At 74.6% G+C, this 26612-nt stretch carries 12 protein-coding genes; 2 read left to right on the forward strand and 10 right to left on the reverse strand.

Annotated features, from left to right (window positions below):
- From AWW66_RS11365 to AWW66_RS11400, 8 genes are all read right to left on the reverse strand, one after another.
- The gene (locus AWW66_RS11365) at nucleotides 1-1947 is read right to left on the reverse strand and encodes a transketolase C-terminal domain-containing protein (protein WP_067364001.1); all 1947 of its coding nucleotides are present in this window, start codon (nucleotides 1945-1947) and stop codon (nucleotides 1-3) included.
- Nucleotides 1948-1970: 23 nt separating this feature from the next.
- On the reverse strand, nucleotides 1971-2774 hold the full coding sequence (locus tag AWW66_RS11370) for an SDR family oxidoreductase (protein ID WP_067363944.1): 804 nt from the start codon (nucleotides 2772-2774) through the stop codon (nucleotides 1971-1973).
- Nucleotides 2775-2787: 13 nt separating this feature from the next.
- Nucleotides 2788-3834, reverse strand: coding sequence for an N-acetylneuraminate synthase family protein (locus tag AWW66_RS11375; RefSeq protein WP_067363947.1), 1047 nt, complete (start codon nucleotides 3832-3834; stop codon nucleotides 2788-2790).
- 108 nt (nucleotides 3835-3942) lie between these two features.
- The gene (locus AWW66_RS11380; protein WP_157527385.1) at nucleotides 3943-6420 is read right to left on the reverse strand and encodes an ATP-binding protein; all 2478 of its coding nucleotides are present in this window, start codon (nucleotides 6418-6420) and stop codon (nucleotides 3943-3945) included.
- A 162-nt stretch (nucleotides 6421-6582) separates the two neighbouring features.
- The gene (gene dpgC / locus AWW66_RS11385) at nucleotides 6583-7863 is read right to left on the reverse strand and encodes a (3,5-dihydroxyphenyl)acetyl-CoA 1,2-dioxygenase DpgC (protein WP_067363953.1); all 1281 of its coding nucleotides are present in this window, start codon (nucleotides 7861-7863) and stop codon (nucleotides 6583-6585) included.
- 99 nt (nucleotides 7864-7962) lie between these two features.
- Nucleotides 7963-8721, reverse strand: a complete 759-nt coding sequence (locus AWW66_RS11390) for an FkbM family methyltransferase (RefSeq protein ID WP_067363956.1) — start codon at nucleotides 8719-8721, stop codon at nucleotides 7963-7965.
- Nucleotides 8678-18892 carry a non-ribosomal peptide synthetase gene (locus AWW66_RS11395; RefSeq protein ID WP_067363959.1) on the reverse strand — a complete coding sequence of 3405 codons (10215 nt, stop codon included), beginning with the start codon at nucleotides 18890-18892 and terminating at the stop codon, nucleotides 8678-8680. The genes AWW66_RS11390 and AWW66_RS11395 overlap by 44 nt, the downstream gene beginning before the upstream one ends.
- Nucleotides 18889-20682 carry a non-ribosomal peptide synthetase gene (locus AWW66_RS11400; protein WP_169807095.1) on the reverse strand — a complete coding sequence of 598 codons (1794 nt, stop codon included), beginning with the start codon at nucleotides 20680-20682 and terminating at the stop codon, nucleotides 18889-18891. Before AWW66_RS11400 ends, AWW66_RS11395 begins: the two co-directional genes overlap by 4 nt.
- Before the next feature lie 415 nt (nucleotides 20683-21097).
- Between AWW66_RS11400 and AWW66_RS11405 the strand changes: the two genes are divergently transcribed.
- On the forward strand, nucleotides 21098-21532 hold the full coding sequence (locus tag AWW66_RS11405) for a VOC family protein (RefSeq protein ID WP_067363965.1): 435 nt from the start codon (nucleotides 21098-21100) through the stop codon (nucleotides 21530-21532).
- On the opposite strand, the gene AWW66_RS11410 is transcribed toward AWW66_RS11405, so the two are convergent.
- The gene (locus tag AWW66_RS11410) at nucleotides 21519-23279 is read right to left on the reverse strand and encodes a non-ribosomal peptide synthetase (protein WP_067363968.1); all 1761 of its coding nucleotides are present in this window, start codon (nucleotides 23277-23279) and stop codon (nucleotides 21519-21521) included. The two genes, AWW66_RS11405 and AWW66_RS11410, sit on opposite strands and share 14 nt — an antisense overlap.
- A 240-nt stretch (nucleotides 23280-23519) precedes the next feature.
- On the opposite strand from AWW66_RS11410, the gene AWW66_RS11415 reads away from it, so the two are divergent.
- Nucleotides 23520-25106, forward strand: coding sequence for a (2,3-dihydroxybenzoyl)adenylate synthase (locus tag AWW66_RS11415; RefSeq protein ID WP_067364004.1), 1587 nt, complete (start codon nucleotides 23520-23522; stop codon nucleotides 25104-25106).
- A gap of 114 nt (nucleotides 25107-25220) precedes the next feature.
- Here AWW66_RS11415 and AWW66_RS11420 read toward each other — a convergent pair whose 3' ends face one another.
- Nucleotides 25221-26435 carry a cytochrome P450 gene (locus AWW66_RS11420; RefSeq protein ID WP_067363971.1) on the reverse strand — a complete coding sequence of 405 codons (1215 nt, stop codon included), beginning with the start codon at nucleotides 26433-26435 and terminating at the stop codon, nucleotides 25221-25223.
- Nucleotides 26436-26612 lie beyond the last annotated feature (177 nt).

Here is a 26612-nt window from a genome sequence, read left to right on the forward strand (position 1 = left end):
TCAGCTCCTTCGGGTGGGGCGGGACGGCTGCCGATCGGCAGCCGGGGAGGACGGCCAGGCCCGGACCGCCGCGGCGAGCTGCTCGGCGTGCAGCCCGTGCGCGTGCAGCGCCTCGTCGTCGGTGCCGCAGACCGGCACCCCGGTGACGCCCAGACCCCGCAGTCGCGGCGGCTCGGGGAGGTCGAGTTCGAGCAGGGCACGGGCCACGGTGTCGGCGTGGCCGCCGTGCCCGAGGTGGTTCTCCACCACCAGGATCCGGTCGGCCTCCCCGGCCAGCCTCCCCAGCCAGCCCGGATCGACCGTGTTCAGCCAGGGCAGGTCGACGACGGTGAGGTCGACGCCCTCCGCCGCCAGCACGTCGGCGGCGCGCAGCAGTTGGCCGAGCACGAGCGGGCCGGCGCCGAGCGCGACGGTCCGGCCGCCGGGGCGCAGGACGACACCGTGGCCCGGTGCCGGCACCGGGTGGCGCAGCGCGGCGACCTCCGCAGGGACGGGCGTACTCTCCAGCCGCAGGTAGACGCTCTGCTCGGCGGTCGCGCAGAACCCGACGGCGGCGCGCACCTGCGCGGGGCCGGCGGGGGCGAGCACCAGCAGGCCCGGCACGGCGCCGACGGCCGCCACGTCGCGTACCGCCTGGTGTGAGTGGCCCGGACCGGCGGGCAGCACCCCGGCGAGTGACCCCACGTAGACGATCCGGCGGCCCTCGGTGGCGTTGTTGTAGATGTGCTCGTTCGGCCGCGCGTGCAGGAAGCAGGAGAACGAGTGGACGAAGGGGAGCAGACCGGCGGAGGCGATCCCACCCGCCATCGACACCATGTCCTGCTCGGCGATGCCGCATTCGACGAGCCGCTGCGGGAAGGCCTCGGCGAACGGGATCAGGCCGGTGTCCAGGAGCAGGTCGGCGTCCAGGGCGACGATCCGCTCGTCGGTCGCGGCGAGCGCGGTGAGGGCCTCGCCGTACACCTGGGGAAGGCGTGGGGCGGTGCCCGCCGCACGCCGTGGCAGGTCGGTGCCGACCGGCCGGAGCGGATCCAGGCCGTGCCGCGCGAGCACCTCGTCGGCGGCGGTGACGAGCTGCTCGTGGGCGATCAGGTACTCCGACAGGGCCGGGGCTCCGCTGTGGTAGCGGTACCGCCACTCGCCCTCGGGCATCGAGGTCGCGGCGAACAGGGCGCACCCCGCGCCCTTGACCGTGTCGGCGATGATCACGGCGGGCCCGGCACCGAAACGGTCGGCCCGCTCCCGCAGCGCGCCGCCGACCTCGGCGCTGTCGTTGCCGTCGCAGCGCAGCACCCCCCAGCCGAAGGCCCGGAACTTGGCGACCAGGTCACCGAGGTCCGAGACGTCCCGGACCCAGGTGTCGGACTGCAGCTTGTTGTGGTCGACCAGCACGGTGAGCTCGTGCAGGCCGGCGTGGGCCGCGCCCGCGAGGGCCTCCCAGTTCTGGCCCTCCTGCAGCTCGCCGTCGCCGGTGAGCACGAAGACCCGCCGGGACCGGCCCCGGATCCGGTCGCCCAGGATCAGCCCCTTCGCCTTCGAGACCCCCATGCCCAGCGACCCCGTGTTGAACGGCATCCACGGGGTGCGCACGTCGGGGTGCCCGGGCAGCCCACCGAGGCGGCGCAGCCGGTGCAGCAGGCCCTCGTCGAGCACGCCGAGGCCGATCATGGCGGCGTAGAGCCCGGGGACGTCGTGGCCCTTGGAGGAGAAGTACAGGTCGCCGTCGGCGGTGAACGGCCGGCGCAGCTCGGCCAGCAGGAGCCTGCTGACGATGTCGGCCGCGCTGAAGCTCGACCCCAGGTGGCCGGAGCCCGCGCGCATCACCGCGTAGAGGGTGTTCACCCGGCACATCGCGGCGAAGGCGGCGCACCGGTCCCCGGTCCCGCCGATCCCGGCGAGCACGCGGGTGAACTCGGAGGTGGGCAGCCAGCCCGGGTACGGTCCCATCGGCAACTCCTCCCGGTCGCCGGTCACCAGCAGCCGTATCCGCCGTCGACGAGCAGCTCGGTGCCGGTCACGTAGGCGCTCATGCCCGAGGCCAGGAACAGCAGCGGGCCGGTGAGGTCGCCCCGCAGGGCCATCCGGCCCAGCGGCGTCCGGGCGCTGAACCGCTCCCGGAAGATCTCGTCCTGCTCACCGAGGACCCCGCCGGGTGACAGGGTGTTGACCCGTACGCCGTGCGGCCCCCACAGGGCGGCCAGGTAGCGGCTGAGCGCCGCCACCCCCGCCTTCGACATCCCGTAGGCGGGCGGTTTGAGGAACGGTGGGTCCATCGGCAGGTGCGCGTAGAGCCGGGGGTCGGGGGCCAGCCCCCCGTAGAGGGAGCCGATGTTGACGATCGACCCCCTGCCACGGCTGGCCATGTGCGACCCGAACACCTGGCAGACCCGGAGGGTCCCGAGCGCGTTGACCTCCAGCACCTCGGCGCTGGGCGCGTCGGGCAGGTCGCCGAAGAGCCGGCTCTGCCCGTCGGCGGAGGGCGGCTGGTCGATGCCCGCGTTGTTGACCAGGATCGTCGGTGCTCCCGCCACCGACACGCACCGCCGCAGCGCCCCGTCGAGCGCGCCACGGTCGGTGATGTCGGCGCCGACCAGGGTGAACCGCTCGCGGTCCCCACCCGCCAGCGCCTCCTCGAGCCGCCGGGAGGCGGTCTCGGCCAGGTCCAGCCCGACCACCCGGGCGCCGGCGTCGAGCAGCGCCCGCGCCCAGACCGGCCCGAGCCGGCCGAGGACGCCGGTGACGACCGCGACCTCGCCGGTGAGGTCGATGTGCATGGCACGGCTCCGTTCAGCGGGTCGAGTCGGACCGGAAGCTCTCGTCGGCGGCCATCGGGGCGCGCACCCGGCGCCCGACGAGGTCACCCAGCAGGTAGGGCGGCAGCCCGTCGCCCGGCGACTTGATGGCGATGTCCGCGCCGGTGAGCAGGTGCCCGGCCGGCAGGTCACGGGCCGCCACCAGCTTCTTGCCCATCTTGTGCAGCGCGGGCAGCTCCGCCGGGAGCCGGCGTTTCTCCCCCGTGCCCAGCGACTCGCGGGTGACGCGCAGGTCCCGCACCAGGCGTTCGAGGTCCGGCGGCTCCAGGGAGAAGTGCTGGTCGCTGCCGGGCCCACGGCGGTCGAGGGTGAAGTGTTTCTCCACCACCCGGGCGCCCAGCGCGTAGGCGATGGTGCTCGCCGCCGTGCCGGTGTCGTGGCCGGAGAATCCGATGACCAGGTCGGGGAACGTCTCCCGCAGCGTGGTGATGACGGCCAGGTGCAGCTCCGCCGGTACGGCCGGGTAGATCGCGGTGCACTGCAGCAGGGCGAGGTTCGCGTTGATCGGCACGATCGTCTCGACCGCGCGGACGACGTCGGCCAGGTCGGCCGCGCCGGTGCTGACGATCAGCGGTACGCCGACCTTCGCGGCGTAGGCCAGCAACGGGGTGTTGGTCAGGTCCGCCGAGGCGATCTTGATGGCGGGCACGCCCACCTGGGCCAGGAAGTCCACGCTCGCGGCGTCGAACGCCGTCGCGATGAAGTCGATACCGACGGCGGCGGCGACCTTGGCCAGGTGCGTGTACTCCTCCAGCCCCAGTTCCAGGGCGGTCCGGTGCTCGCCGTAGGTCGCGCCGTAGCTGTTCACCCCCGGGTAGGGCATGTCGTACATGCTCGGCACGTACAGGTTGCGGTTGTCGCGTTTCTGGAGTTTCGCGGCGGTGGCCCCGGCCCGGGCGGCGGCCCGGACGAGTTTCTCGGCGGTGGCGAGATCACCCTCGTGGTTGTGGCCGATCTCTGCGATCACATAGGCGTCCGTCGTGTCGGAGATCTCGCGGTCGCCGATGGTTAGAGTGCGCATCGCCCCCCACTCAGAGTCGTTGACGGATCCCCCGGTGCGGTGGCCCCGTGCCCGATACTGCTGGCCGGTCCGGGCCGGGGACATCTGCATTCGCCACCGTTACGGCGGTCACGCGGATCGCAACGACGGCGACGGCGCGGTGCCCGCGGCGGCGGCGCAGGACTGGTGCTGGGCGCCCCACGCGGCGAGGTGGCTGCGCGACCGCAGGCCCAGGGTGGCCCGGATGTGGCTGAGGTGGGTCTCGACGGTGCGCACCGACAGGAAGAGGCGGGCGGCGATCTGCCGGTTGGTCCGTCCCTCCACGACCAGGGCGACCACCTCCCACTCCCGGCGGCTCAACGACGCGCCGCCGGTCACCTCCGGGGTACCCGCCGGGTCCCCGCCCGACGAGGTCAGCAGTCCGAGGGTCCGCGTGGCGATCTGGTGCCGCGGCAGGTCCCGGCCGGACATGAGGGCGGCCTTGGCGCGGGCGGCGGGCACCTTCCGGATCGCCTCCGCGGTCGCGGCGGTCACCCGGTCGCGCCACCACGCCGGGGCGTACGGTGCGCCGAGCCGCCGGGCGACGGCGAACAGGTGCAGCCCGAGCTCGTAGCGGCCCGACCGGACGGCGACGACGGCCAGCCCCTCGATGGTCACGCCCGCGTCGACGGACCGTTCCTGGAAGGACTGCAACGAGCTGGTGAAGGCGGCCTGCGCGGCGCCGAGCTGACCGTCCTCCAGGGCGATCAGGCCCGCCGTGGTGTGCAGGTGTTCGCGCAGCCACCGGGGCACGCCGTCGCCCTCCAGGTACGGTCGGGCGTTGGCCAGGACGTCCGCGGCCCGCGTCACGTCACCGGTCTGCAGCAGGACCCGCGCGAGGGCGCTCTGCCCGGCGCCGGTCATCAGCGCGTCGGTGCGGGCCCGGCTGATGCCGAGGCACTCGCTCAGGTCGGCGAGCGCCCGCGCGGGTTCACCGGCCTCGGCCAGCAGCACCGACCGCACCAGCAGCAGCCGGCTCAGCAGCGCGGGCCGGGCGGGGCCGTCACGTTCCACCTGGACCGCGTCGTGGGCGAGGCGCAGAGCGGTCTCCGCGTCGTCGTTGCGCGCCGCGAGGACAGCGGCTGCGCCGACGGCGACGCTGCGGTACCGGGACCGGGGACTGACCCGTCGCAGGGTCTCGGGCAACAACCGGTCGGCGTCGGTCCGCAGGCCACCCCAGGCCTCGGTGCAGGCCAGGGCCGCCGCCAGCAGCAGCTGCCGGTCGTCGGTCGGGTCCGCGAACATGCCCAGCGCGGCGGCGAAGTTGTCGCTCTCCGCCACGATCGCCGCCAGCGCCGCGGCGGGGACCACCGCGGTGTCGCAGAGCGGGGCCGCCAGGCCGGCCAGCCAGCCGATCAGGCGTTCCTGGACGGCCCGGACGTCGTCGCGGACCACCAGCAACTCGCGGGCGTAGACGCGGATCGACTCCAGCATCCGGAACCGGGCCCGGCCCTCCCGGTCGGCACAGGAGACGATCAGCGACTTGGCCTCCAGGTCGGCCAGCAGCTCGGGCACCGCCGCCGCCGGGACGTCCGGGCCGGCCGCCACGGCGGTGACCGCCTCCGGCGAGAAGTGCCCGGACAGCACCGACAACCGGCGGAACAGGGCCTGCTGCACGGAGGTGAGCAGCTCGTACCCCCAGTCGAAGGCCGCGCGCATGCCGCTGTGCCGCTTGTCGGCCGTCCGCCAGCCGGCGGTGAGCAGGGCCAGCCGGTCGTCGAGCCGGGCGTGGATCTCGGCGGGCGGGAAGGACCGGACGAGCCGGGCCGCCAGCTCGATGGCCAGCGGCAAACCGTCGAGCCGGGCGCAGATGCTGGTGACGTGGGCGGCGTTCTCCTCGGTCAGCTCGAACCCGCAGGTGACCGCGCGGGCCCGGTCGACGAAGAGCCGGACCGCGTCCGACCGGGGTTCGAGGGTGGCCGCGCCGCTCGCCTCCGGGTCGGGCAGGCTCAGCGGCGGCACCGGGCAGACCAGCTCCCCCGGCAGCCGGAACGCCTCCCGGGTCGTGGCCACCACCCGCAGGACCGGCAGGCGCACGAGCAGGGTGGTCAGCATCGGCGCGCACGCGTCCAGCACGTGCTCGCAGTCGTTGAGCACCAGCAGCCGGTCCCGGGTGTCCGGGCCGGGCTCGGGCGGGCCCGGCTCCGCCTCGTCGACGGGAACCCCCATCGCCTCGGCGAGCCGCTCCGCGATGTCGGCCGGTGCGCAGAGGTCACCCAGCTCGACGACGACCACGTCGCAGCGGCTGCCCCGGCGTTCCTGGTCGGCGAGCTCCACCGCCAGTCGGGACTTGCCCACCCCCGCCGGACCGGTCAGGGTCAGCATCCGGGTGGTCCGCAGCAGCCTGCGCAACTCGACCAGCTCGTCGACGCGACCGACGAAACTGCTCAGGTGCGTCGACCGTGGGCCGGAACCGGCGACCGTGGCACCGCCGACCTTGCGGCGCAACCGGTAGGCGCGCTGCCGGCAGGCGTTCGAGCAGTACCGGGCCGAGGTGCTCGATGTGACGGCGCTCGATCGGTCGATCTGCGTCCGGCACGTCTCACAGGCCACGATGGATTGGGTCACGACCTAGCCTTCCCCCCAGTCGAGCGCCCGTGCTCGAGCCTCGATCACAGCCGGGAGCGTCTCGCTCGCTGCCGCCAATCATTGCGGCGGAATCAGCGCACCGGCAAGAAGTTTGTCGATGTTTGCCCCGCGATGGGGTAAATGCTGCCCCTGGGGCACCGGTCAGTGGAATGCGGCCACCTTGTCGAGGACGTCGGGGCTGTAGGCGCGCACCGCCTGCTCCAGGGCGTACTCGGCGAGGTAGTGACGGAAGCCGTCGACGGGCTCCTCGGCGAGGTTGAGCATCCGACGGTTGGTGGCCACGGCCGGGGTGGCCAGATCCGCGACGGCGTCGTCGATCGCGGCGTCCACCGCCGACTCGTCGACCACCTCGTCGAAGAAGAGGCCGCCCTCCGGCTCGCCGGCCCGGATCCGCGCCCCACCGAGGATCAGGCGGCGGGCCGCCCGGGAGCCCACGAAGCGGGTCAGCCGGAGGTTGGCCACGCCGGGCACGATGCCCTCCCGGGCGGCGGGCAGGCTGATCCAGGAATCACGGACGGCAATCACTCGGTCACAGGTTAACAGGATCTGGGCGCCGCCTCCGATGGCGAACGTGTCGACCACCGCCAGCCAGGGCTTCTGCACCGTCCGGGGCCGCACCCCGGCGACCCCGCGTACGATCTTGCTGAGGTAACCGAGCTCGCGGCGCAGCAGGAAGTCGATGAACGAGATCTCACCCGAGCGCAGGTGCTTGAGGTTGATCCCGGCGCTGAAGACCCGCCGGCCGGCGTAGCGGGGATGGGTCATCGGGCCACCCCGCAGCACGCCCACCCGGGTCGCCGGATCCAGCAGCACCAGGTCGACGGCCGTCTCCACGTCGGCCACGTGCAGGTTGTCCTCGGCGTTGAGGCAGCCGACGTTCGTGATCGTCACGTGCCCGGCGGCACCCCGCCGCTCCACCCGGGCCGCCTCGAGCTCGACCCGGCCCGTCCTCTCGTAGCGCTCCCGCAGCCCGACCGCCCGCGCGGTCGGCCGCAACATCGCCTCGACCAGGTGCGCACCCGCGACCGGCGCGGACAGCAGCGCGTGGAAGAGAATCCCCTGGTCGATCTCGCGCCCCTCCTTGAGGGCCTGCGGCCGGCCCGCCTCCTCGGCCAACTGCGCGGCGGTCGGCGCCAGCCCGGGAAAGGCGACCCCCGCCCGGTGGGCGAGCTCACCGAGGCGGGGCGTCGTGGTGCGGCGGGCGGTCAGGTCGTCGTACACCGACTCGGCGTGCAGGCTGAGGAAGTCGGACCGGAACCGGCGGGCGTCGGCGTGCACCGCCTCGGCCCGGGCCTGCTCGTGCGCGGTCCGGTCAGGCCGGCGCGGAAGCGCCGCCAGCTGCGCGTCCTTCCGTTGCAGGTAGCTCTCCGCTGCGCGGCGGTCCAGGGTGAAGTCGCCGCACAGCACGGGTGCAACATCCATGAGTCGCAAAGCTATCCCCGGCGCACCGCGTCAGCGCAGGGATACGATCCGTAACGGGGGCAAACACTGACGCTGCCCCGGATCGCCGGCACGCCGCCCTCAGACCGGCCGGCGGGCGGTGACGAGATAGGTCCGGATCTCGGGGTAGACCATCGGGGACGGCTCGACCTCGCAGCGGAACCCGCGCTCGGTGAGCAGTGCCCGGGTCGCCTCCAGCCGGGAGTGCAGGTCCTGCACCTCCGCCACCACGTTGTCGATGCCCGGCCAGTGCTCCGGCGCGATCCCCCGCAGGATCTCCAGCTCGGCGCCCTCGGCGTCCACCTTCAACAGATCGACGTGCGGCAGCCCGGACAGGTGTGACGACAGTCGGCTCAGCGGCACCGTCACCCGCTCGGCCCGGTACTGCTCGACGAGGTCCCAGTCCGGGTGACGGCGGGCCACCGCGTCGATCTGGAGCTGCTTGTCCTGTGGATAACGGGTCGAGTTGCCCGGCAGGTTCGGGTAGTTGACCATCGTGATCTCGGTGCCGTCGGTCTCGCCCAGCGCCTCCCGCACGACGGTCACGTCGCGCAGGCCGTGCAGCGCGATGTTGCGGCGCAGGTACGCCGCCGTGGCCGGCACCGGTTCGAAGGCGAGGATCCGCGCCTGCGGCCAGCGCCGCTTGGCGAAGACCGTGAAAAGGCCGATGTTCGCACCCACGTCCACGATGGCCGGCTCGGCCCGCAGGGTGAACCGGTCGTAGCACTCGTGCCGGAAGATCTCCTGGTACTGGAAGTCCGCCTCGTGCTCGCTGGGCGCGTACATCTCGAGTTCCTCACCCAGGACGAGCAGGTCCCTGCTGACGGTGGGGTTCTGCATGGCTCACTCCTAGGCTTGTCAGGGTGGGGAGGGGCGCGCCGGGACCGGCCGACACCGCTTCGGCGAACAGCTCGAGGCGGTGCAGGAAGGTCTGCGCGGTGGTGCCGATGAGTGCTTCACTGAAGCCGAACTTGATCCACATGCCGCCCGGCACGGCGTGCGTGCCGCAGGCGATCTCGGCCTGCATGTCCAGCAGCATGCTCGTCTCGGGCCGGACCTCGACCTGCGCGGGCCGCGTGCCGGCCGGCTCCGCGTCCGGCACCGCCGGCTCCGCGTCCCAGCAGTTGAAGAGCACGAAACCGTCCGGGAACCGGCCGATGCCGGCACCGATCTCGGCATGCAGGTCGAGCATGTCGCAGACGTCGAAGTCAGTGCGCGCGGCGGCCTCCGCCCGCGCCGCGCGGGCCCGTTCGAGCACCTCCTCGAACGAGCAGCCGGCGGGCACGTCGAGCAGGATGTGCGACGGCAGCGACTGCGGGGCGACGTAGGAGACGCCGGAGAACCAGTGCCGCCGGGCGTGCAGCGTCCGCAGCAGCACCCGGGGCTCACCGGTGTGCGCGGCCAGCAGGGCCGCCACCAGCGTCTCCAGCACCGCCGGCACCGCCGCCGAGCACTCCTTCGCCACCTGGTCGACCGCCTGCTGCAGGCGCCACGAGATGCCACGCACCTGGGACACCCGCAGCTGTGACCGTGGCTGCCCCGCCGTGAGGTACACCCGGGGCGCCCGCTGCAGCAGCGACCGCAGGTACCGCATCGCCTCCGCGCCGGCCGCCGCCGCGGTCGGGGTCGCCTCCTCCACGGCCAGTTCCCGGGGTTGCCGCACCGGCGGCAGACCGTCGACGGGCACACCGTCGAGAGCCGCACGCAGGCAGTGCCGGAACTCCGCCTCCAGGGTGGTGAGACCGAAGGTGTCCACCGCCATGTGCGAGATCCCGCCCGCGACGGCGACCACCCCCGCGCCGGTACCGATCAGCTGCACCTGCAACGCCGAGGCGGCGAACGGATCGAGGGTGGCCGCCGCGTCCAGCACCTCCGCCGGAGCACGGTCGGTCAGCGCCACCGGGACCGGGCCGGCGGGGTCGATCCGCTGGCGGACCCGCCCCACCGGCGCGGGATTCCCCGGCCCGACCGGTGTCCCGGTGTCGTCGAGGTAGACCGTGCGCAGGCACTCGTGCCGGTGCACCAGATGGTCCAGGGCGCGACGCACCGCCTCGGGCGGGCACGGTCGCGGGAGCGCCCAGTGCACCGGCACGATGCCCGCCTCCATCGCGAACCCGTTGCGCCGAAAGTGTTCGTAGATGCCCCGCTGACCCCAGGTCAGGTCGTAGCGGCGGCCGGCGACCGGTCCGCCGGAGCGCGGCGGCGCGCTCGTCCGCGCCTCCCGGCTCGCCGCCGCCGCGAGGTCCGCCAGGGTCGGCGTGGCCGCCACCATGCGGACGTCGCACTCCAGCCCACCCGCGCGGATCTGTTCGGCGACCCGCACCGCGAGCAGCGAGTGACCGCCGAGCGCGTAGAAGTTGTCGTGGCGGCCGACCCGGGCGACGCCGAGCGTCTCGGCCCAGATGTCGGCGATCAGCCGCTCGACTCCAGCCTGCGGGGGCTCGTAGTCGGCGCGCGCGACGGCCCCGGCGTCGAGGTCGGGCAGGGCCGCCCGGTCGACCTTGCCGTTGCGGGTCAGCGGCAGCGCGTCCAGCGCCACGAACGCCGCCGGCACCAGGAAGGCCGGCACCTGGGCGGCCACATGACCGCGCAGCGCCACCGGGTCGATCCCGTGCTCCCCCGCCGGCACGCAGTAGGCGACGAGCCGGTCCCCCGCGACGACGACGACACACGCGGCGATGGAGGGGTGCTCGCCCAGCCGGGCCTCCACCTCGCCGGGTTCGGCCCGGAAACCACGCACCTTGAGCTGGACGTCGTTGCGGCCCAGGAACTCCACGGTGCCGTCCGGCAGCCACCGGCCGAGGTCCCCGGTGCGGTAGAGCCGGGAGCCGTCGGCGGCGTACGGGTCCGCGACGAAGCGGGCGGCGGTGAGCGCGGGCCGGCCCAGGTACCCCTGGGCGAGCCCGGTGCCGCCGAGATACAGCTCACCGACCACGCCGGGCGGCACCTGACGCCCCCGGGAGTCCAGCAGGTGCACGTGCCGTCCGGCGACCGGCCGGCCGATCGGCACGCTGTCCCACTCCCCCGCCCCGATCCGGTGGACCAGCGCGAAGGTGGTGCTCTCGGTGGGCCCGTACCCGTTGAGGAACACCTGCGGGGCACCGGAGCGCAGCACCCGCCGCACGCTCGCCGGGTCGAGGGTGTCCCCACCGGCGATCAGGCACCGCAGACCGGCGAAGACGTCACCGAGCTGCTCGCGGTACTGGTGGAAGAGCCCGGCGGTCAGCCACAGCACCGTCACCCGCGCCGCGGTGAGCAGCGCCGCGAACCGGTCGGCGGCCAGCACGTCCGGCTCGTCGACGACCACCACCCGGGCCCCGTGGAGCAGCGGCGCCCACAGCTCCCAGGTCGCCGCGTCGAACGCCGGGTTCGCCGCGAAGGCGACCGCGTCGTCGGGCCCGAGCCCCAAGAAACCGTTGTCCCGTACCAGCGACACGATGTTGCGGTGCTCGACCACGACCCCCTTCGGCACCCCGGTCGAACCCGACGTGTACATGACGTACGCCGCGTCGGCGCCGCCCACCGGCACCCCCGGCGACGCCGCCGGCGTCCCGGCGCGCAGCAGCTCGGCCAGCGTCGCCTCGTCGAGCAGCAGGACCGGGTCGGCGTCGGCCAGCGCCCACTGTCGCCGCGCCGGCGGATCCGCCGGGTCCAGCGGCACGTACACCGCCCCGGCCCGCAGGATGCCGAGCAGCCCGGCGACCAGGTCCACGCCCCGGCCGGCGCTGACGGCCACCCGCGAGCCGCGCCGGACGCCGGCCCGGACCAGGCCGGCGGCGATCCGGTCGGCGGCCGCCGCCAGCTCGGCGTAGGTGACGCTGCGGTCGCCGTGCTGCACCGCCACCGCGTCCGGGGTCGCCCGCGCCTGCCGGGCGAACGCCTCGGGCACGCTCTCGCCGCCGCCGGTCGGCCCGGGCGGGCTCGGCACCGCCGGCACGATCTCCAGCCGGTCCAGCGCCACGTCGTCTCCGCCGGTCAGCGCCGACAGGGCCCGGCCCAGCAGCGCGCACACCTGCTCCGGGTCGATCGGGGACCGGGCCTGCACGGTCACGACGAGGTCGTCGCCGCCGTCGTCCACCGAGGCGACGAGCGGGTAGTTCGTGCCGCCCGCGCCGCCGAGCGTGGTGATGCCCGTCCAGCTCCGCTGCGGACCGGCGGCCTGCGGGTCGTGCCGCCGGACGTTGAGCAGGCTGGTGAACAGCGGCGTCCCGGCGGGCACCGCGCTGCACCGTTGCGCCTGCGCCAGGGGTGCCTGCTCGTGCCGGATCAACCCGGCCACCAGGCGCTGGACCTCCCGCAACCCGCTGCCCACGGTGTGCCCGGCGGCGTCGACGCGGATCGGCAGCGTGTTGACGAACAGGCCCAGGGCCCGCTCGGCGCTCCCGCCGACGTGCATGCGGCCGGAGAGCACCGTCCCGAAGACGACGTCGTCGCGGCCGGTCAACCGGCCCAGCACCAGCGCCCACGCCAGGTGCACCACCGCCGCGGTGGGGACCCCGCAGCGCCGGGCCAGCTCCCGGACCGCCCGGCCGTCGGCGACGCCACGCGCCTCGGTCAGCGCCGTACCGTCGCCGCGCACGTCCAGGATCCCGTACGGGGCGCAGGGCTCCGACACGCCGGCCAGCAGCTCGGTGAAGAACCGGTCGTGGTCCTCCGCCCGGCCGCCGGCGAGCACCTGGGCCACCGCCTCCCGGTACGGCACCGGCCGGGGCAGCTCCCGGCCGGCCAGGATGGCCGCGACCTCGGAGTGGACGACCGCCATCGAGGTGTGGTCGCCGACCAGGTGGTGCAGCAGCACCCGCGCCAGCCACTGCGGCCCGTCCCCGTCCCGCGCCAGCAGCACCCGCAGCAGCGGTGGGCGCGAGGGGTCCATCCGCACCGGCCCGGTCAGCCGGGCGGGCTCGACCTCCTCGACGGCCACGGTCGCGTGCCGCCACACCGCCTGCACCGGGTGCCGCAGGCCCGCCCAGTGGAACGACGTCCGCAGGATGTCGTGCCGCTGCACGACGGCGTTCAGCGCGGCCAGGAAGGCGTCCAGCCGCTCCCGGTTGTCCACCGCGAGCAGCTGGGAGAGCACGTAACCGTCGGTCTCCGGGGCCAGCAGATGGTGGTAGAGGATGCCCTCCTGCAACGGGATGAGGGGATGGACGTCCTGCAGGTCGCCCGCGTGGCCGGCCGCGATGCCGTCGACCTCCTGCGGGGTCAGCCCGGCGAAGGGCGGCAGCTCGGCGACGACCGGCCCGCCGGGCAGCCCGGCCGCCAGCCCGGCCACGGTCGGGTGGTCGAAGACCATCCGCACGGTGCGGTCGAGCCCCCGCGTGCGCAGCCGCTCGACCATCGTGAGGGCCAGCAGCGAGTGCCCACCCAGGGCGAAGAAGTCGTCGTACCGGCCGACGCCGTCGACGCCGAGCAGCTCGGACCAGACCGCCGCGATCGTCTGCTCGTCGGGACCCTCCGGCGGCGCCCAGCCGGCCGGGGCGTCGGCGTCGGCCCGCGACCCCGGCCCCCGCTCCCGGTCCCCGGCGCGGCCGACGTACTCCAGCGCCCCACCCGCCGACCACCGCACCACGTCCCCGGTGCGGTACATCCGCCCACCGGCACCGAACGGGTCCGCCACGAACCGACCCGCCGTCGGCCCGGACGGGTCCCGCCAGTCGTGTGTCAGCCCCGCCCCCGTCACGTACAGCTCCCCCGCCACGCCCGCAGGGATCGGCCGCAGCCGGCCGTCGAGCACCCGCAGGGCCGCGTCCGCCGGGGGGTGTCCCGCCACCACCGGGGTCGCGCCGGTGGGGTCGTACACGGGGGTGACCGGCACCCCCCGCCAGGTGGCCTCGGGCGGCGCCCCCGCCCCGAGGCACCCGAGCGCCCGCAGGTCCGGGCACGCGCCCGGGTCCGGCGACTGCGCGAGGGTCCGCAGCGCCGGCGGCAGGAGCTGCGCCACGGTCACCCGCTGCGCGGCGATCGTCGCCGCCAGGGAGCCGCCGGCGCGGGCCACCACCAGGGTCGCCCCGTGCAGCAGCGGCCAGACGTGGTCGACCGGGGTCGCCACGAGCACCCGGTCGGTGGCCGACAGCCCGAACCCGGCCTGCAACGCCGCCGACCGGTTCAGCACCGCCCGGTGGGACAGCGCCACACCCGGCGTCGCCGGGTGGCCGAGATACGCCGGATGCTCCGCCGCCACCCCGGCCCCGGGGCGCCCGGCCCCGACGGGTCCGACCGCCGGTAGGTCCACCTCGGACAGCGGCGTGCAGCCCGGCGCCGGGCGCGACGACAGCACCACCACCGGCCGGGCCCCGGCGACCACGTCGGGCACCCGCCCGTGCGGATCGTCCGGCTCCAGCGGCAGGCAGGCGCCCCCGGCCCGCCACACCGCCAGCATCGCCACGACCAGGTCCGCCGACCGGTCCAGCCACAGGCCGACCGGCGACCCCGGGCCCACCCCCCGACCGCGCAGCCACGACGCCAGCCGTCCCGCCGCGACGTCCACCTGCGCGTACGTCAGCCGCCGCTCGCCGTCGACCACCGCCACCGCCTCCGGCGACCGCGCCACCTGCGCGGCGAACACCTCCCCTAGGGTCACCGCCCGCCCCCGCCGGCCCGGGTCGGCCGGGCCGGGGGCGGCCACCACGTCCACCAGGGCGAGGTCCTGCCCGGGCAGGGTCTCCACCGCCTCGACGACACCGAGCGTCGTCGTGCGCAGCACGGCGCAGACCACCTGCGGGTCGATGGGCGCGACGGCGTGCACACTGAACCGGAAGCCCGCCTCGCCGAGGTCGTCGACCGAGACGTCCAGGGGATAGTTCGTGCGTTCCCGGCCCGCGACCACGTCGAAGACGGGGGCGGCGTCCCCGCCGTACCGGTAGTTGAGCAGGGTGGTGAACAGCGGCGTCGGCGCGGTCACGCCGCTGACCGGTTGGGCGAGCCCGAGCGGGGCGTGCTCGTGCACCATCGCCTCGGCGAGCTGGGCACGCATCGCGCCGAGCGCGTCGGCCACCGCCACCCCGGCGACCCGGGCGCGGACGGGCAGGGTGTTGAGGAACAGGCCCGGTACCCGGTCACCGCCGGCACCGGCCCGGAGCCGGCCGAAGACCATCGTGCCGAAGACGACGTCGTCGCGGCCCGACATGGCGGCGAGCGCCCGCGACCAGACCACATGGAAGAACGTCGCCGGGGTCACCCCCCGACGACGGGCGGCCTCCCGGACGCGGACGGCCACGCCCGCGTCGAGGACGGCCCGGGCGTGGGTGGCGCCCCGGCCGTCCCCGCGCACGTCGAGCACCCCGAAGGCCGCCGTCGGCTCGGTGACGTCGGCGAGCAGCCGCCGGAAGTACGCGACGTGCTCGGCCCGGCTGACCCCGGACAACGCCTGGGCCACGAAGGTCCGGTAGGGCAGCGGCGCCGGCAGGTCGGCGGACTCGCCCCGCATCACCGCGCGCACCTCGTCGAGGACCACGCCCAGCGCGGTGTGGTCGAGGATCAGGTGGTGCACCCGCAGGAGCACCCGGACGCCGGCGACGTGCGCGTCCATCAGGGGCGCCCGCCGCAGGTCCAGCGGCGGCAGGTCCCGGTCGGCCGGGTCGGCGACGCGGGTGAGGTCGTCCGGGCCGAGCTCGGTGACCGGCAGGGTCGCGTGCCGGTGGACGACCTGCACCGGATGGGTCAGCCCCTCCCAGGCCAGGGCGGTGCGCAGGATGTCGTGCCGGTCGATCACCGCCTGCCAGCCGGCGAGGAAGTCGGCGACCTCGGCGGCGGAGCCCAACCGGACGACGAGCCGCAGTTCGTACGGGTCGCCCCCGGCCGCGTCGCCGAGCCGGTGGTGGAAGAACAGGCCCTCCTGCAGCGGCGCCAGGGGGTAGACGTCGGCGACGTTGCCCACGCCGCCGCAGGTCGCGGCGCCGACGGCCGCCACCTCGTCGGCCGGCAGCCCCGCCATCGGCACCATCTCGGGGGTGAGCACGGTGGCGTCGGGCGGCACCGCCGGCTCCGGAGCCGTCACCTCCGGCTGACCGGCCACCGCCGCCAGCCGCTCGACGGTGGGCGCCTCGAAGAGGGTCCGCACGTCGACCGCCACGTTGCGGGCCCGCAACCGCTCGACCAGCGTGACCACCAGCAACGAGTGGCCGCCGAGGTCGAAGAAGCTGTCCGTGACACCGACCGAGGCCAGCCCCAGCACGGCGGCGAACTCCGCGCCGATGATCTCCTCCCGGAGGGTCCGCGGCCCCCGCCCGGTCGCGTCGAAGACGGGCGCGGGCAGCGCCGCGCGGTCGAGTTTGCCGTTGACCGACACCGGCAGCGACTCCAGCTCCACCGTCGCGGCCGGCACCATGTTCTCCGGCAGGCGCTCGGCCACGAAGTCGCGCACCCCGTCGCCGTCGCCGACCACGTACGCGACCAGCCGCTTTTCACCGGGCTCGTCCTCGCGCACCACCACCGCCGCCCGGCGCACCCCGGGGCAGGCCGCGACCACCGCCTCGATCTCACCCAGCTCGATCCGGACCCCGCGGATCTTCACCTGGTCGTCGGCGCGGCCGACGAACTCCAGCGCCCCACCCGCCGACCACCGCACCACGTCCCCGGTGCGGTACATCCGCCCGCCGGCACCGAACGGGTCCGCCACGAACCGACCCGCCGTCAACCCGAAGCGGCGCAGGTACCCGCGCGCCAGCCCCGCACCCGTCACGTAGAGCTCACCCGCGACGCCGGGCGGGACGAGCCGCAGCCGGTCGTCGAGCACGTACGCGTGGGTGTGCGCGATCGGCCCACCGATCGTCACCGGGTCACCGGCGTCGATCCGCGCCGACGTGCAGTACAGCACCGCCTCGGAGGGCCCGTACAGGTTGGCCAGCGGCACGCCCAGCACCCGCACCGACTCCCAGGCCAGGTCCTGCGGCAACGCCTCACCGGCACAGATCACCACCCGCAGGCCCGTGCACGCCGCCGCCTTCGACGACTGGAGGAAGACCCGCAGCATCGAGGGCACGAACTGGACCACCGTCACCCGCTCGGCGACGATCACCTCGGCCAGGTAGTCGGGATCCCGGTGCCCGTCGGCCCGCCCCACCACCTGGACCGCCCCCTGCAACAACGGCCAGACGTACTCGAAGAACGACACGTCGAACCCGGACGGGGTCTTCACCAGCACCCGGTCCGCAGCCGACAACCCGAACTCCCGCTGCAACGCCGCCAGCCGGTGGACCACGGCCCGGTGCTGCACCACCACACCCTTCGGCCGGCCCGTCGACCCCGACGTGTAGATCACGAACGCCGGCTGCTCCGCGCGCACCCCGACCCCGGCGCAGACCGCCTCCGGCAGCTCGACATCCGACAGCACCACGCACCCCGGCGCCGGCCGCGACGACAGCACCACCACCGGCCGGGCGTCCTCGACCATGTCCCGCACCCGCCGCACCGGATGGTCCGGATCCAACGGCAGGTACGCGCCACCGGCCTTCCACACCGCCAGCATCGCCACGGTCAGCTCCGCCGACCGGTCCAGCCACAGACCCACCAGCGACTCCGGGCCCACCCCCCGACCCCGCAGCCACGACGCCAGCCGGCCCGCCGCGACGTCCACCTGCGCGTACGTCAGCCGCCGCTCGCCGTCGACCACCGCGACCGCGTCCGGGGTCCGCGCCACCTGCTCCGCGAACAGCTCCCCCAGCGACACGTCCCGCACCGCCGCGGCGCCACCGTCACCCGCCGCCAGCAGCTCCCGCCGCCGCGCCGGCCCCAGCACGTCGATCCGGCCGACCGGCGCGGACGGATCCGCGGCCATCGCCGCCAGCACCCGCAGCAGGCAGTCCACCATGCCCCGCACGGTGGACTCGTCGAACAGGTCGGTGGCGTAGGTGAGGCCGCCGCGCACCCCGCCGGCACCGGGCCGCTCGACGAGCTGCAGGTTGAGATCGAAGCGGGCCGGTGGCGGGCCGGTGGGCACCGGCTCCATCCGCAGCCCGCCGAGCTCGACCGGGGACACGCCGGTGGTCTGCACGGCGACCATCACCTGGAAGAGCGGGTGCCGGGCCGTGGACCGGGCCGGCGCGAGCTCCTCCACGAGCCGCTCGAACGGCACGTCCTGATGGTCGAGGGCCTGCAGGCCGGTCTCCCGGACCCGGCTCAGCAGCTCGGCGCAGGTCGGATCGCCGGACAGGTCCGTCCGCACCACCAGCGTGTTGACGAAGAAGCCGACCAGTTCGTCGAGCGCCTCGTCCATCCGTCCGGCGGTCGGGGTGCCCAACGGGATGTCGTCCCCGCCGCCGAGCCGCGACAGCACCACCGCCACCGCCGCCTGGACCACCATGAACAGGGTCACCCCGTGCGACCGGGCCAGCGCGGCCAGGCGGGCGTGCAGCTCCGGTGGGATCTCGACCGCCACCACCCCACCGGCGAAGGACGCCACCGCCGGTCGCTGCCGGTCGACCGGCAGCGCCAGCTCCTCCGGCAGGCCCGCCAGGGCCCGCCGCCAGTAGGCGACCTGCTGGTCGAGCAACCCGCCGGAGGAGAGCAGCTCCCGCTGCCAGAGGGTGTAGTCGACGTACTGCACCGGCAGCGGTGCCCAGCCGGGCGGCTCGCCGGCGCGGCGCGCCCGGTAGGCCACGGCGAGGTCCCGGGCCAGCGGACCCATCGACCAGCCGTCCACGGCGATGTGGTGCATCGCCAGCACCAGCACGTGCTCCCGGTCACCGGCCACCGCGAGCGACGCCCGCAGCGGCGCCTCCCGCGCCAGATCGAAGGGGTACGCCGCGGCGGAGGCGACCTCGTCGACGGTGATCCGCGTCAGCTCCACCGTGTCCGGCACGGCGAGCACCTGCTGGTGCGGCTCCCCGTCCACTGCCGGGAACACCGTGCGCAACACCTCGTGCCGGGCGACGACGTCGCGCAGCGCGGCCCGTAACGCCGCCACGTCGAGGTCACCGGTCAACCGCAGCGCGATGGAGCTGTTGTAGGCGCTGCCACCGTCGATCTGGTGCAGGAACCACAACCGGCGCTGCGCGAACGACAACGGGATCACGAGGCATCCTCCGGACGGGGCATCCGGCGCAGCCGGGGCCGGGCTTGGGGAGCCGAGTCGAGGATGCGGGCGAGGCCCTCGGCGGTCGGGTTCCGGGACAGGGACTGCAGGGACACCTCGCGGCCGAGCGTCGAGCGGACCCGGCCGACGACGCGGATCGCGAGCTGCGGATGGCCGCCGAGGGCGAAGAAGTCGTCCGTGCCGCCGACCGTGGGCAGGCCCAGCACGTCGGCGAAGATCGCGCAGAGGGCGGTCTCGTAGCGGGTGGGCGCCGCGCGGGCGGTCCGGGCGTCGACCGGCGCCGGCAGCCTGGCCCGGTCGAGTTTGCCGTTGCCGGTCACCGGCAGCGCGTCGAGCTCCACCACCGCGGCGGGGACCAGGTGCTCGGGCAGCCGCCCGGCGGCGAAGTCCCGCACCCCGGCCCCGTCGCCGACCACGTACGCGACCAGCCGTTTGCCACCCGGGCCGTCCTCGCGCACCACCACCGCGGCCCGGCGGACCCCGGGGCAGGCCGCGACGACCGCCTCGACCTCGCCGGGTTCGACCCGGAACCCGCGGATCTTGACCTGGTCGTCGGCGCGGCCGACGAACTCGAGCTGCCCGCCGGCCGACCACCGCACCACGTCCCCGGTGCGGTACATCCGTTCCCCGGCACCGAACGGGTCCGCCACGAACCGGCCCGCCGTCAACCCGAAGCGGCGCAGGTACCCGCGCGCCACCCCGGTGCCGGCCACGTAGAGCTCGCCCGGAACGCCGGGCGGGACGAGCCGGAGCCGGTCGTCCAGCACGTACACCCGGGTGCCGGCGATCGGCCGGCCGATCGGCACCGGGCCCGCGCCGGCCAACGGGTCGCTGACCGTGGCGCAGATCGTCGTCTCGGTCGGACCGTAGGCGTTGATCATGCGGCGGCCCGGGGACAGGGCGGCGGCCAGCTCGACCGGGCACGCCTCCCCGGCGACGACCAGGGTCGGCACCCGGACGGCGGCGACGGGCAGCGCGGCGAGCACCGACGGCGTGACCGTGGCATGGGTGAGCGCCGCCGGGCCGGTCAGCACCCCGAACGGGTTGTCTGCCGGCCCGACGACGAGCGTGGCGCCGGTGAGCAGCGCGCCGAGGATCTCCCACACCGAGGCGTCGAAGGCCGGCGAGAAGACCTGGGCGACCCGGCTGCCCGCCCCCAGACCGAGGTGCCGGCGCTGGGCGGCCACCAGGTCGGCGATGCCGCGATGGCTGACCACCACACCCTTGGGCGCACCGGTCGAGCCGGAGGTGAAGATGACGTACGCGGCCTGCTCCGGCCGGTGCCGGACCTGCGGCGCGGTCGCGGGCCGGTCCCCGGCCCCGGTCACCGTCCGCGCGTCGTCAACGACCAGCGCGGGTCTCGCGTCGGCGAGCAGCCGCTGGATCCGGGCCGCCGGGTGACCGGGGTCGACGGGCAGGTAGGCGGCACCGGCCTTCAGGACGCCGAGGACGGCGACGACGAGGTCGACCGAGCGGGGCAGCAGCAGCGCGACGACGTCGTCGGCACCGACGCCACGGTCGACCAGCAGGTGCGCGAAGCGGTTGGCGCGGCGGTCCAGGTCGCCGTAGGTCAGCTCCCGCGCACCGTCGACGACGGCGAGCGCGCCGGGCAGACGCCGCGCCACGGCCGCGAACATCTCGGGCACCGTGGTCGGGGCTGCGACGGCGGGGCCACCGTGCCCCAGGGCGAGCATCCGCCGACACCCGGCGTCGTCGAGACGCGGCGGGACCGAGGTGTCGTGGGCCGTGCCGTCCCCGGGCGTGGTCACGAGGGACAGCCCGGGCCGGGTACGGGACAGCGGCACCCGTGGCCGGCGCGCCCGCACAAGCTCGTGGCGGTGGCACCGACCGACGTCGCGACGCATTCCCGCGTGCTGTCGGCAATCTCGGGGCCGCCGATGGTGCGCATGTCTTCCCCACTCACGGTCGTTGACGGATCTCGCGGTACGGCTGTCTCGGTGCCCAATGCTCGGATCCGGACCGAACCGGCGGCATCTGCAATCACCACCGTTACAGCCGTCACCCCGCGGATGACGACGACCCGGGGCGCACACTTCCCGCTCGGCGCGGGCCGCGACTCCGGCCCTTCTCCCAGCCGTCTGTCACAGATGCTTCGTCACGCGCGCCGGTGGCAACCGGAGGTGGCTAGCCTCCCGGAAGGAATCGCGCAACGAAGGAGACCCCGTGTACGACCCGGCTCGCGGCTTTCCCCACGTGGTCGTCGAACTCGCCTACGCCGACCCCGACCGTGCCGTCGACTGGCTCGTGGGCGTCTTCGGATTCCGCCTGCTCCTCCGGCAGCCGGCCACCGGGACCATCCGCCATGCCGACCTCGACACGGGCGGTGGCATCGTCATGGTCCGGTCGGCCGGCGGACGGCACACCGGCGCCTGCACCGGCGGGCACACCTGCAAACAGGTCATCGTCTGGGTGCCCGACGTCGACGCGCACTTCGTCCGCGCCACCGCAGCCGGCGCCGACATCGTCGCGCCCGTGACGGACAAGCCGTGGGGGCTGCGCCAGTACCTGGTCCGCGACCTCGAAGGCCACCTGTGGGAGTTCACCCGGCACCTGCGGGACGTGCCCCCGCACGAGTGGGGCGCGGTCACCCTGCCGTAGCCTCCCGCACCGCCGAGGCGAGCTCGGCCAGGGTGCCCTTCTCGAACACCGTCCGCATCGGCAGGGTCACACCCCACTCGTCGCGGATCCGACCGGCCAACCGGGTCGCCAGCACCGAGTGACCGCCCAGCGTGAAGAAGTTGTCGCCCGGCCCGACCTCCGGCACCGCCAACAGCTCCCCGACCATCGCACACAGCCGGCGCTCCACCGACGCGGACGCCTCACCGCCGCGCTCCCCCGCCCGGTACGCCGCCGACGCGGCGAGATCCCGCAACGCCGTACGGTCGATCTTGCCGTTGGCGGTGACCGGGAGCCGTCGCAGCACCCGGACCGACGACGGCACCATGTGCTCCGGCAGGGTCTGCGCCGAGTGGGCGCGCAGCTCGGCAGCCGGCACCTCGACGCCGTCGACGGTGCTGACGTAGGCGGCGAGGCGCGCGCCCGCGAGGTCGCCGACCACCACCACGGCGGCGACGTCCACGGCCGGGTGCGCCGCCAACCGCGCCTCGACCTCGCCCAGCTCGACGCGGAAACCACGGACCTTCACCTGGCCGTCGCCCCGGCTGGAGAAGACCACCTGCCCGTCCGCGCGGCGGTGGCCCCGGTCACCGGAGCGGTACATGCGACTGCCCGGCGGCCCGAACGGGTCCGGCACGAAACGGTCGGCGGTCAGCCCCGGCCGGTTCAGGTATCCGCGCGCCACACCGTTACCGGCCAGGTACAGCTCACCGTCGCGGCCGTCGGGGACCGGACGCAGCCGCTCGTCGAGGACGTACACGCTGTTGCCCGACCACGGCGTCCCGATGGTGATCTCGTCGGCGACGGTGACGGGACCGGCGATGGTCGACCCGACCGTCGTCTCGGTCGGCCCGTACCCGTTGAACATCCGCCGCCCCGGCGACCACCTGGCCACCAGGGCGGGCGTGCACGCGTCACCGGTGGACATCAGCGTGCCGCCGACCAGCACGCCGTCGGGGTCGGTGACGCTCAGCGCGACCGGCGGCAGCACCGCGTGGGTGACCGCGTGACGGCGCAGCGTGGCGCGCAGCGGTTCGCCGGGCAGCAGTTCCTCGGCCGGGGCCACGACCAGCGCCGCCCCCGACAGCAACGCCGCCGACCAGTCCCAGAACGCCGCGTCGAAACTGATCGACGCCCACTGGAGCACCCGGTCACCCGGTCCGGGCGCGATCGACGCGGACTGGGCGGCCACGATGTCGGCGACGCCCTGGTGGGTCACGGCGACACCCTTGGGCGTCCCCGTCGAACCCGACGTGTAGATGACGTACATCAGGTGCCGGGGGTCCAGCGGAGCAGCCCGGCACCCGTCGGTCAGGTCGTCGCCCCGCCGCGACCCGATGTCCCGCACCGCGTCCGGGTCGTCCACCACCAGCTCGGCCACCGGCGCCCCGAGGTCCAGCGACACCCCCGCCGACCGGACCAGCAACACCGGCCGGGCGTCGTCGACCATGTGCGCCAGCCGCCGGGCGGGATACTGCGGGTCCAGCGGGAGGTAGGCGCCGCCGGCCTTGAGCACGGCCAGCAGCACCACCATCAGCTCGTCGCACTTCGGCATCGCCACCGCCACCGTGGTGTCGGCGCCGACGCCCCGCTCGACCAGCGCCCGCGCCAACCGGTTGGCGCGGGCGTTGAGCTCGGCGTAGGTGACCACGCGGGCACCGAAGATCACCGCCGGGTCGTCCCCGGCGCGCGCCACCACGGACTCGAACAACTCCGGAACGGTCGGCACCTGCTCACTCCGTCCTCTGCGGTCCCCGGGTACGCGGGCGCTGCCCGGCGACCGACGCTAGCCTCCGCCGACGCGCCGGTGCCCGACGGCGAAAGGATCACGACAGGGCGGACGCCCTTGGACGATCCCTTTCCGGTCCCTGTCACCGGGCCGGCACCGGCGTCACGACCCGGGCCACGCTGGAGCGTCGGCGTCGACACGCCGTGCTGGTCAGCTCACCGACCCTGTGGGGTGGACGCGATGCTCGATGGATGTGTGCCCTGGCCCGAGGACCTCGCCACCCGCTACCGCCGCGAGGGCTACTGGCAGGGACGACCGCTGGGGGACCTGCTCGACGAGGCCTGCGCCCGGCACGCCGACCGGACCGCACTCGTGTGTGGCCAACGGCGGATCACCTACGCCGACCTGGCGGCGCAGGCCCGCGCCGTCACCGGCGGGCTGGCGAACCTGGGCATCGCGCCGTTGGACCGGGTCGTCGTCCAACTGCCCAACGTGCCCGAGTTCGTCGTGGTGGTCCACGCGCTGCTGCGGATCGGCGCCATACCCGTCATGGCCCTGCCGGGACACCGCAGGGTCGAGCTCACCCACCTCTGCGCCCACTCGCAGGCCGTCGCCCTGGTCGTCGCCGACCAGGTCAAGGGCTTCGACCACCGCGCACTGGCCCGACAGGTACGGGCCGACGTCCCCACGCTGGAACACGTCGTGGTCTGCGGTGACGCCGAGGAGTTCACCGCCCTGACCGACCTGCACCGGCCGGGGCCGGACCTGCCCGCCGTCGACCCCGGCGAACCCGCGCTGTTCCTGCTCTCCGGCGGCACCACCGGCCTGCCCAAGCTCATCCCCCGGACCCACGACGACTACGCCTACAACATGCGCGCCACGGCGCAGGCCCTGCGGTTCGACGAGCACGGCGTCTACCTGGCCGTCAACCCGATCGGCCACAACTCCGCCCTCGGCTGCCCCGGCGTCCTCGGCACCCTGCTGGTCGGCGGCACCGCCGTACTCACCTCCAGCGTCCGCCCCGACGAGGTGTTCGACCTGGTGCAACGGGAACGAGTGACCCTCACGACCCTCGTGCCACCCGTGGTACGGCTCTGGATCGACGCCGCCCGCCGGTCCGGTACCCGGCTGCCGCACCTGACACTCCAGGTCGGCAGCGCCAAGTTCGATCCCGCCCGCGCCGCCGAGGTACGCACCAGCCTCGGCGCCGGGCTGACGCAGTGGTTCGGCGTCGGCGAAGGGCTGCTGACCTACACCCGGCTGGACGACCCGGAGGAGATCGTCCTCACCACCGAGGGACGCCCCCTCGCCCCGCACGACGAGATCCTCGTCGTCGACCCCGACGACCGGCCCGTCCCCGACGGCGTCGAGGGTGAACTGCTGGTACGCGGCCCGTACACCATCCGCGGCTACTACCGCGCCGAGGAGCAGAACCGTCGCTCGTTCACCCCCGACGGCTACTTCCGCACCGGCGACCTGGTCCGCCGCCGGCCCGACGGAAGCATCGTCGTCGTCGGACGCATCAAGGACGTCATCAACCGGGGCGGGGAGAAGGTGCCCGCCGAGGAGGTCGAGGAGCACCTGCTCACCCACGCCGCGATCCGGGACGCGGCGGTGGTCGGCGTGGCCGACCCCACGCTCGGTGAGAAGACCGTCGCCTTCGTCATCCTCCGGGACGAACCGGTCACCTCGGCGACGGTCAAGTCGTTCCTCCGCGAACGCGGCCTGGCCACCTACAAGATCCCCGACCGGGTGGTGCCGCTCGACGAGTTCCCGCGCACGGCCGTCGGCAAGGTCGACAAGGTCGCGCTGCGGGCGTCGGCGTAGCGACCGGGCCACCGGAGACCGCCCCGGCCACGCTGGCACCCGACCGCCGACGCACCGGTCGAGCGTCGGCGGGCCGGGCCGCCCCCGCAGCCCGCCCCGCTGCCGCCGTGCCGGTCAGCGGCCCACGAAGGTGACCGGGAGGGTGCGGTAGCCGTTGAGGAAGTTCGAGTAGACCCGCTGCGGCGAGCCGGTCATCTCGATGCCACGGACGGCACCGGCCAGCGCGGTGAGCAGCGCCCGCAACTCGGCCCGCCCGAGATGAGCCCCGAGACAGAAGTGCGGCCCGTGGCCGAACGACACGTGCCTGTTCGGCGTACGCGCCACGGCGAACCGGCCCGGCCGGTCGAACTCCCGCTCGTCGAAGTTCGCGGACAGGTTCCACAAGGTGACGATGTCACCGGCGCGGACCTGCCGACCCCCCAGCTCGAGATCCGTGGTGGCGGTCCGGGCGAAGTGCATGGCCGGCGTCGCCCACCGCACCACCTCCTCGACGGCGGTGTCGACCGCGACGGCCCCGTCACGCACGGCCCGCCACTGATCGGGGAAGTCCGCGAACGCCTTGACCGCGCAGATCGCCGACACCCGCGACGACTCGTCACCACCGAGAATCAGGCTGTAGCAGTTCAGCGCGACCTCCTCGATGGACAACAACTTCCCACCGACGGTGACGGTGGCGACCATGCTGACCACGTCGTCACCGGGACGGGCCCGCCGCCGCTCCGCGAGGTCGACGAAGTACAGCAGGATCTGGTTACGGGCCTCCACCGCGGCGTACGGGTCGACGTCGGCCTCGTCGGACGACAGCGCGCTCTTGTTCCACCGCAACAGGTCCGCCCGATCCGCCGCCGGGACGGACAGCAGGTCACAGATCGTGCCCATCGGAAGATGCTCGGCGACCTCGGTGGCGAAGTCGAAACCTCCGACCCCGGTGACCCGCCGGACCAGCTCCTCCGCGCGCCGCTCGACCCGCCCGACGACCTCACCGAGCACCCGGGGAGAGAACGCGCGCAGCATGACGCTCCGCAGCTCGCGGTGACGCGGCCGGTCGGTGACCGCCAGCATCCGACCACCGGCGGAGTCGTCACCCCGCAGCAGGACGTCCAGCACCGTACCGCGCGCCGAACTCAGCCGCGCCGCGTCCGCGTAGGAGGCGAGCACGTCGGCGTACCGCGACACCACCCAGAACCCAGGGCGGCCCGCCCGGCCGTCGTGCCAGTACACGGGACTGCGGTCACGGACCTCGGACCAGAACGCGAGCGGGTCGTTGCGCACGAACGTCGTCGGGTCGGCGAGGTCGAGCGCCGTGGCGCCGGCCGTGGGCGAACTCATCGGCAACACCTTCCGTCCTGGATCCGGACACCGGCGCAGCGACAGGCCGTACCGTCCCCGCATCGTCACCGGCCGCCGCGCCGGCCGGTCCGCATCTGGCGCAGTTCTGTCGGAACGGATGCCGACCCGCCCGCCGGCCGACAGATTGGACCGCACACACCAGCCCGGTCGAGGCGG

It is taken from the genome of Micromonospora rosaria, assembly GCF_001567585.1.
In the GTDB taxonomy this organism is placed as follows: domain Bacteria; phylum Actinomycetota; class Actinomycetes; order Mycobacteriales; family Micromonosporaceae; genus Micromonospora; species Micromonospora rosaria.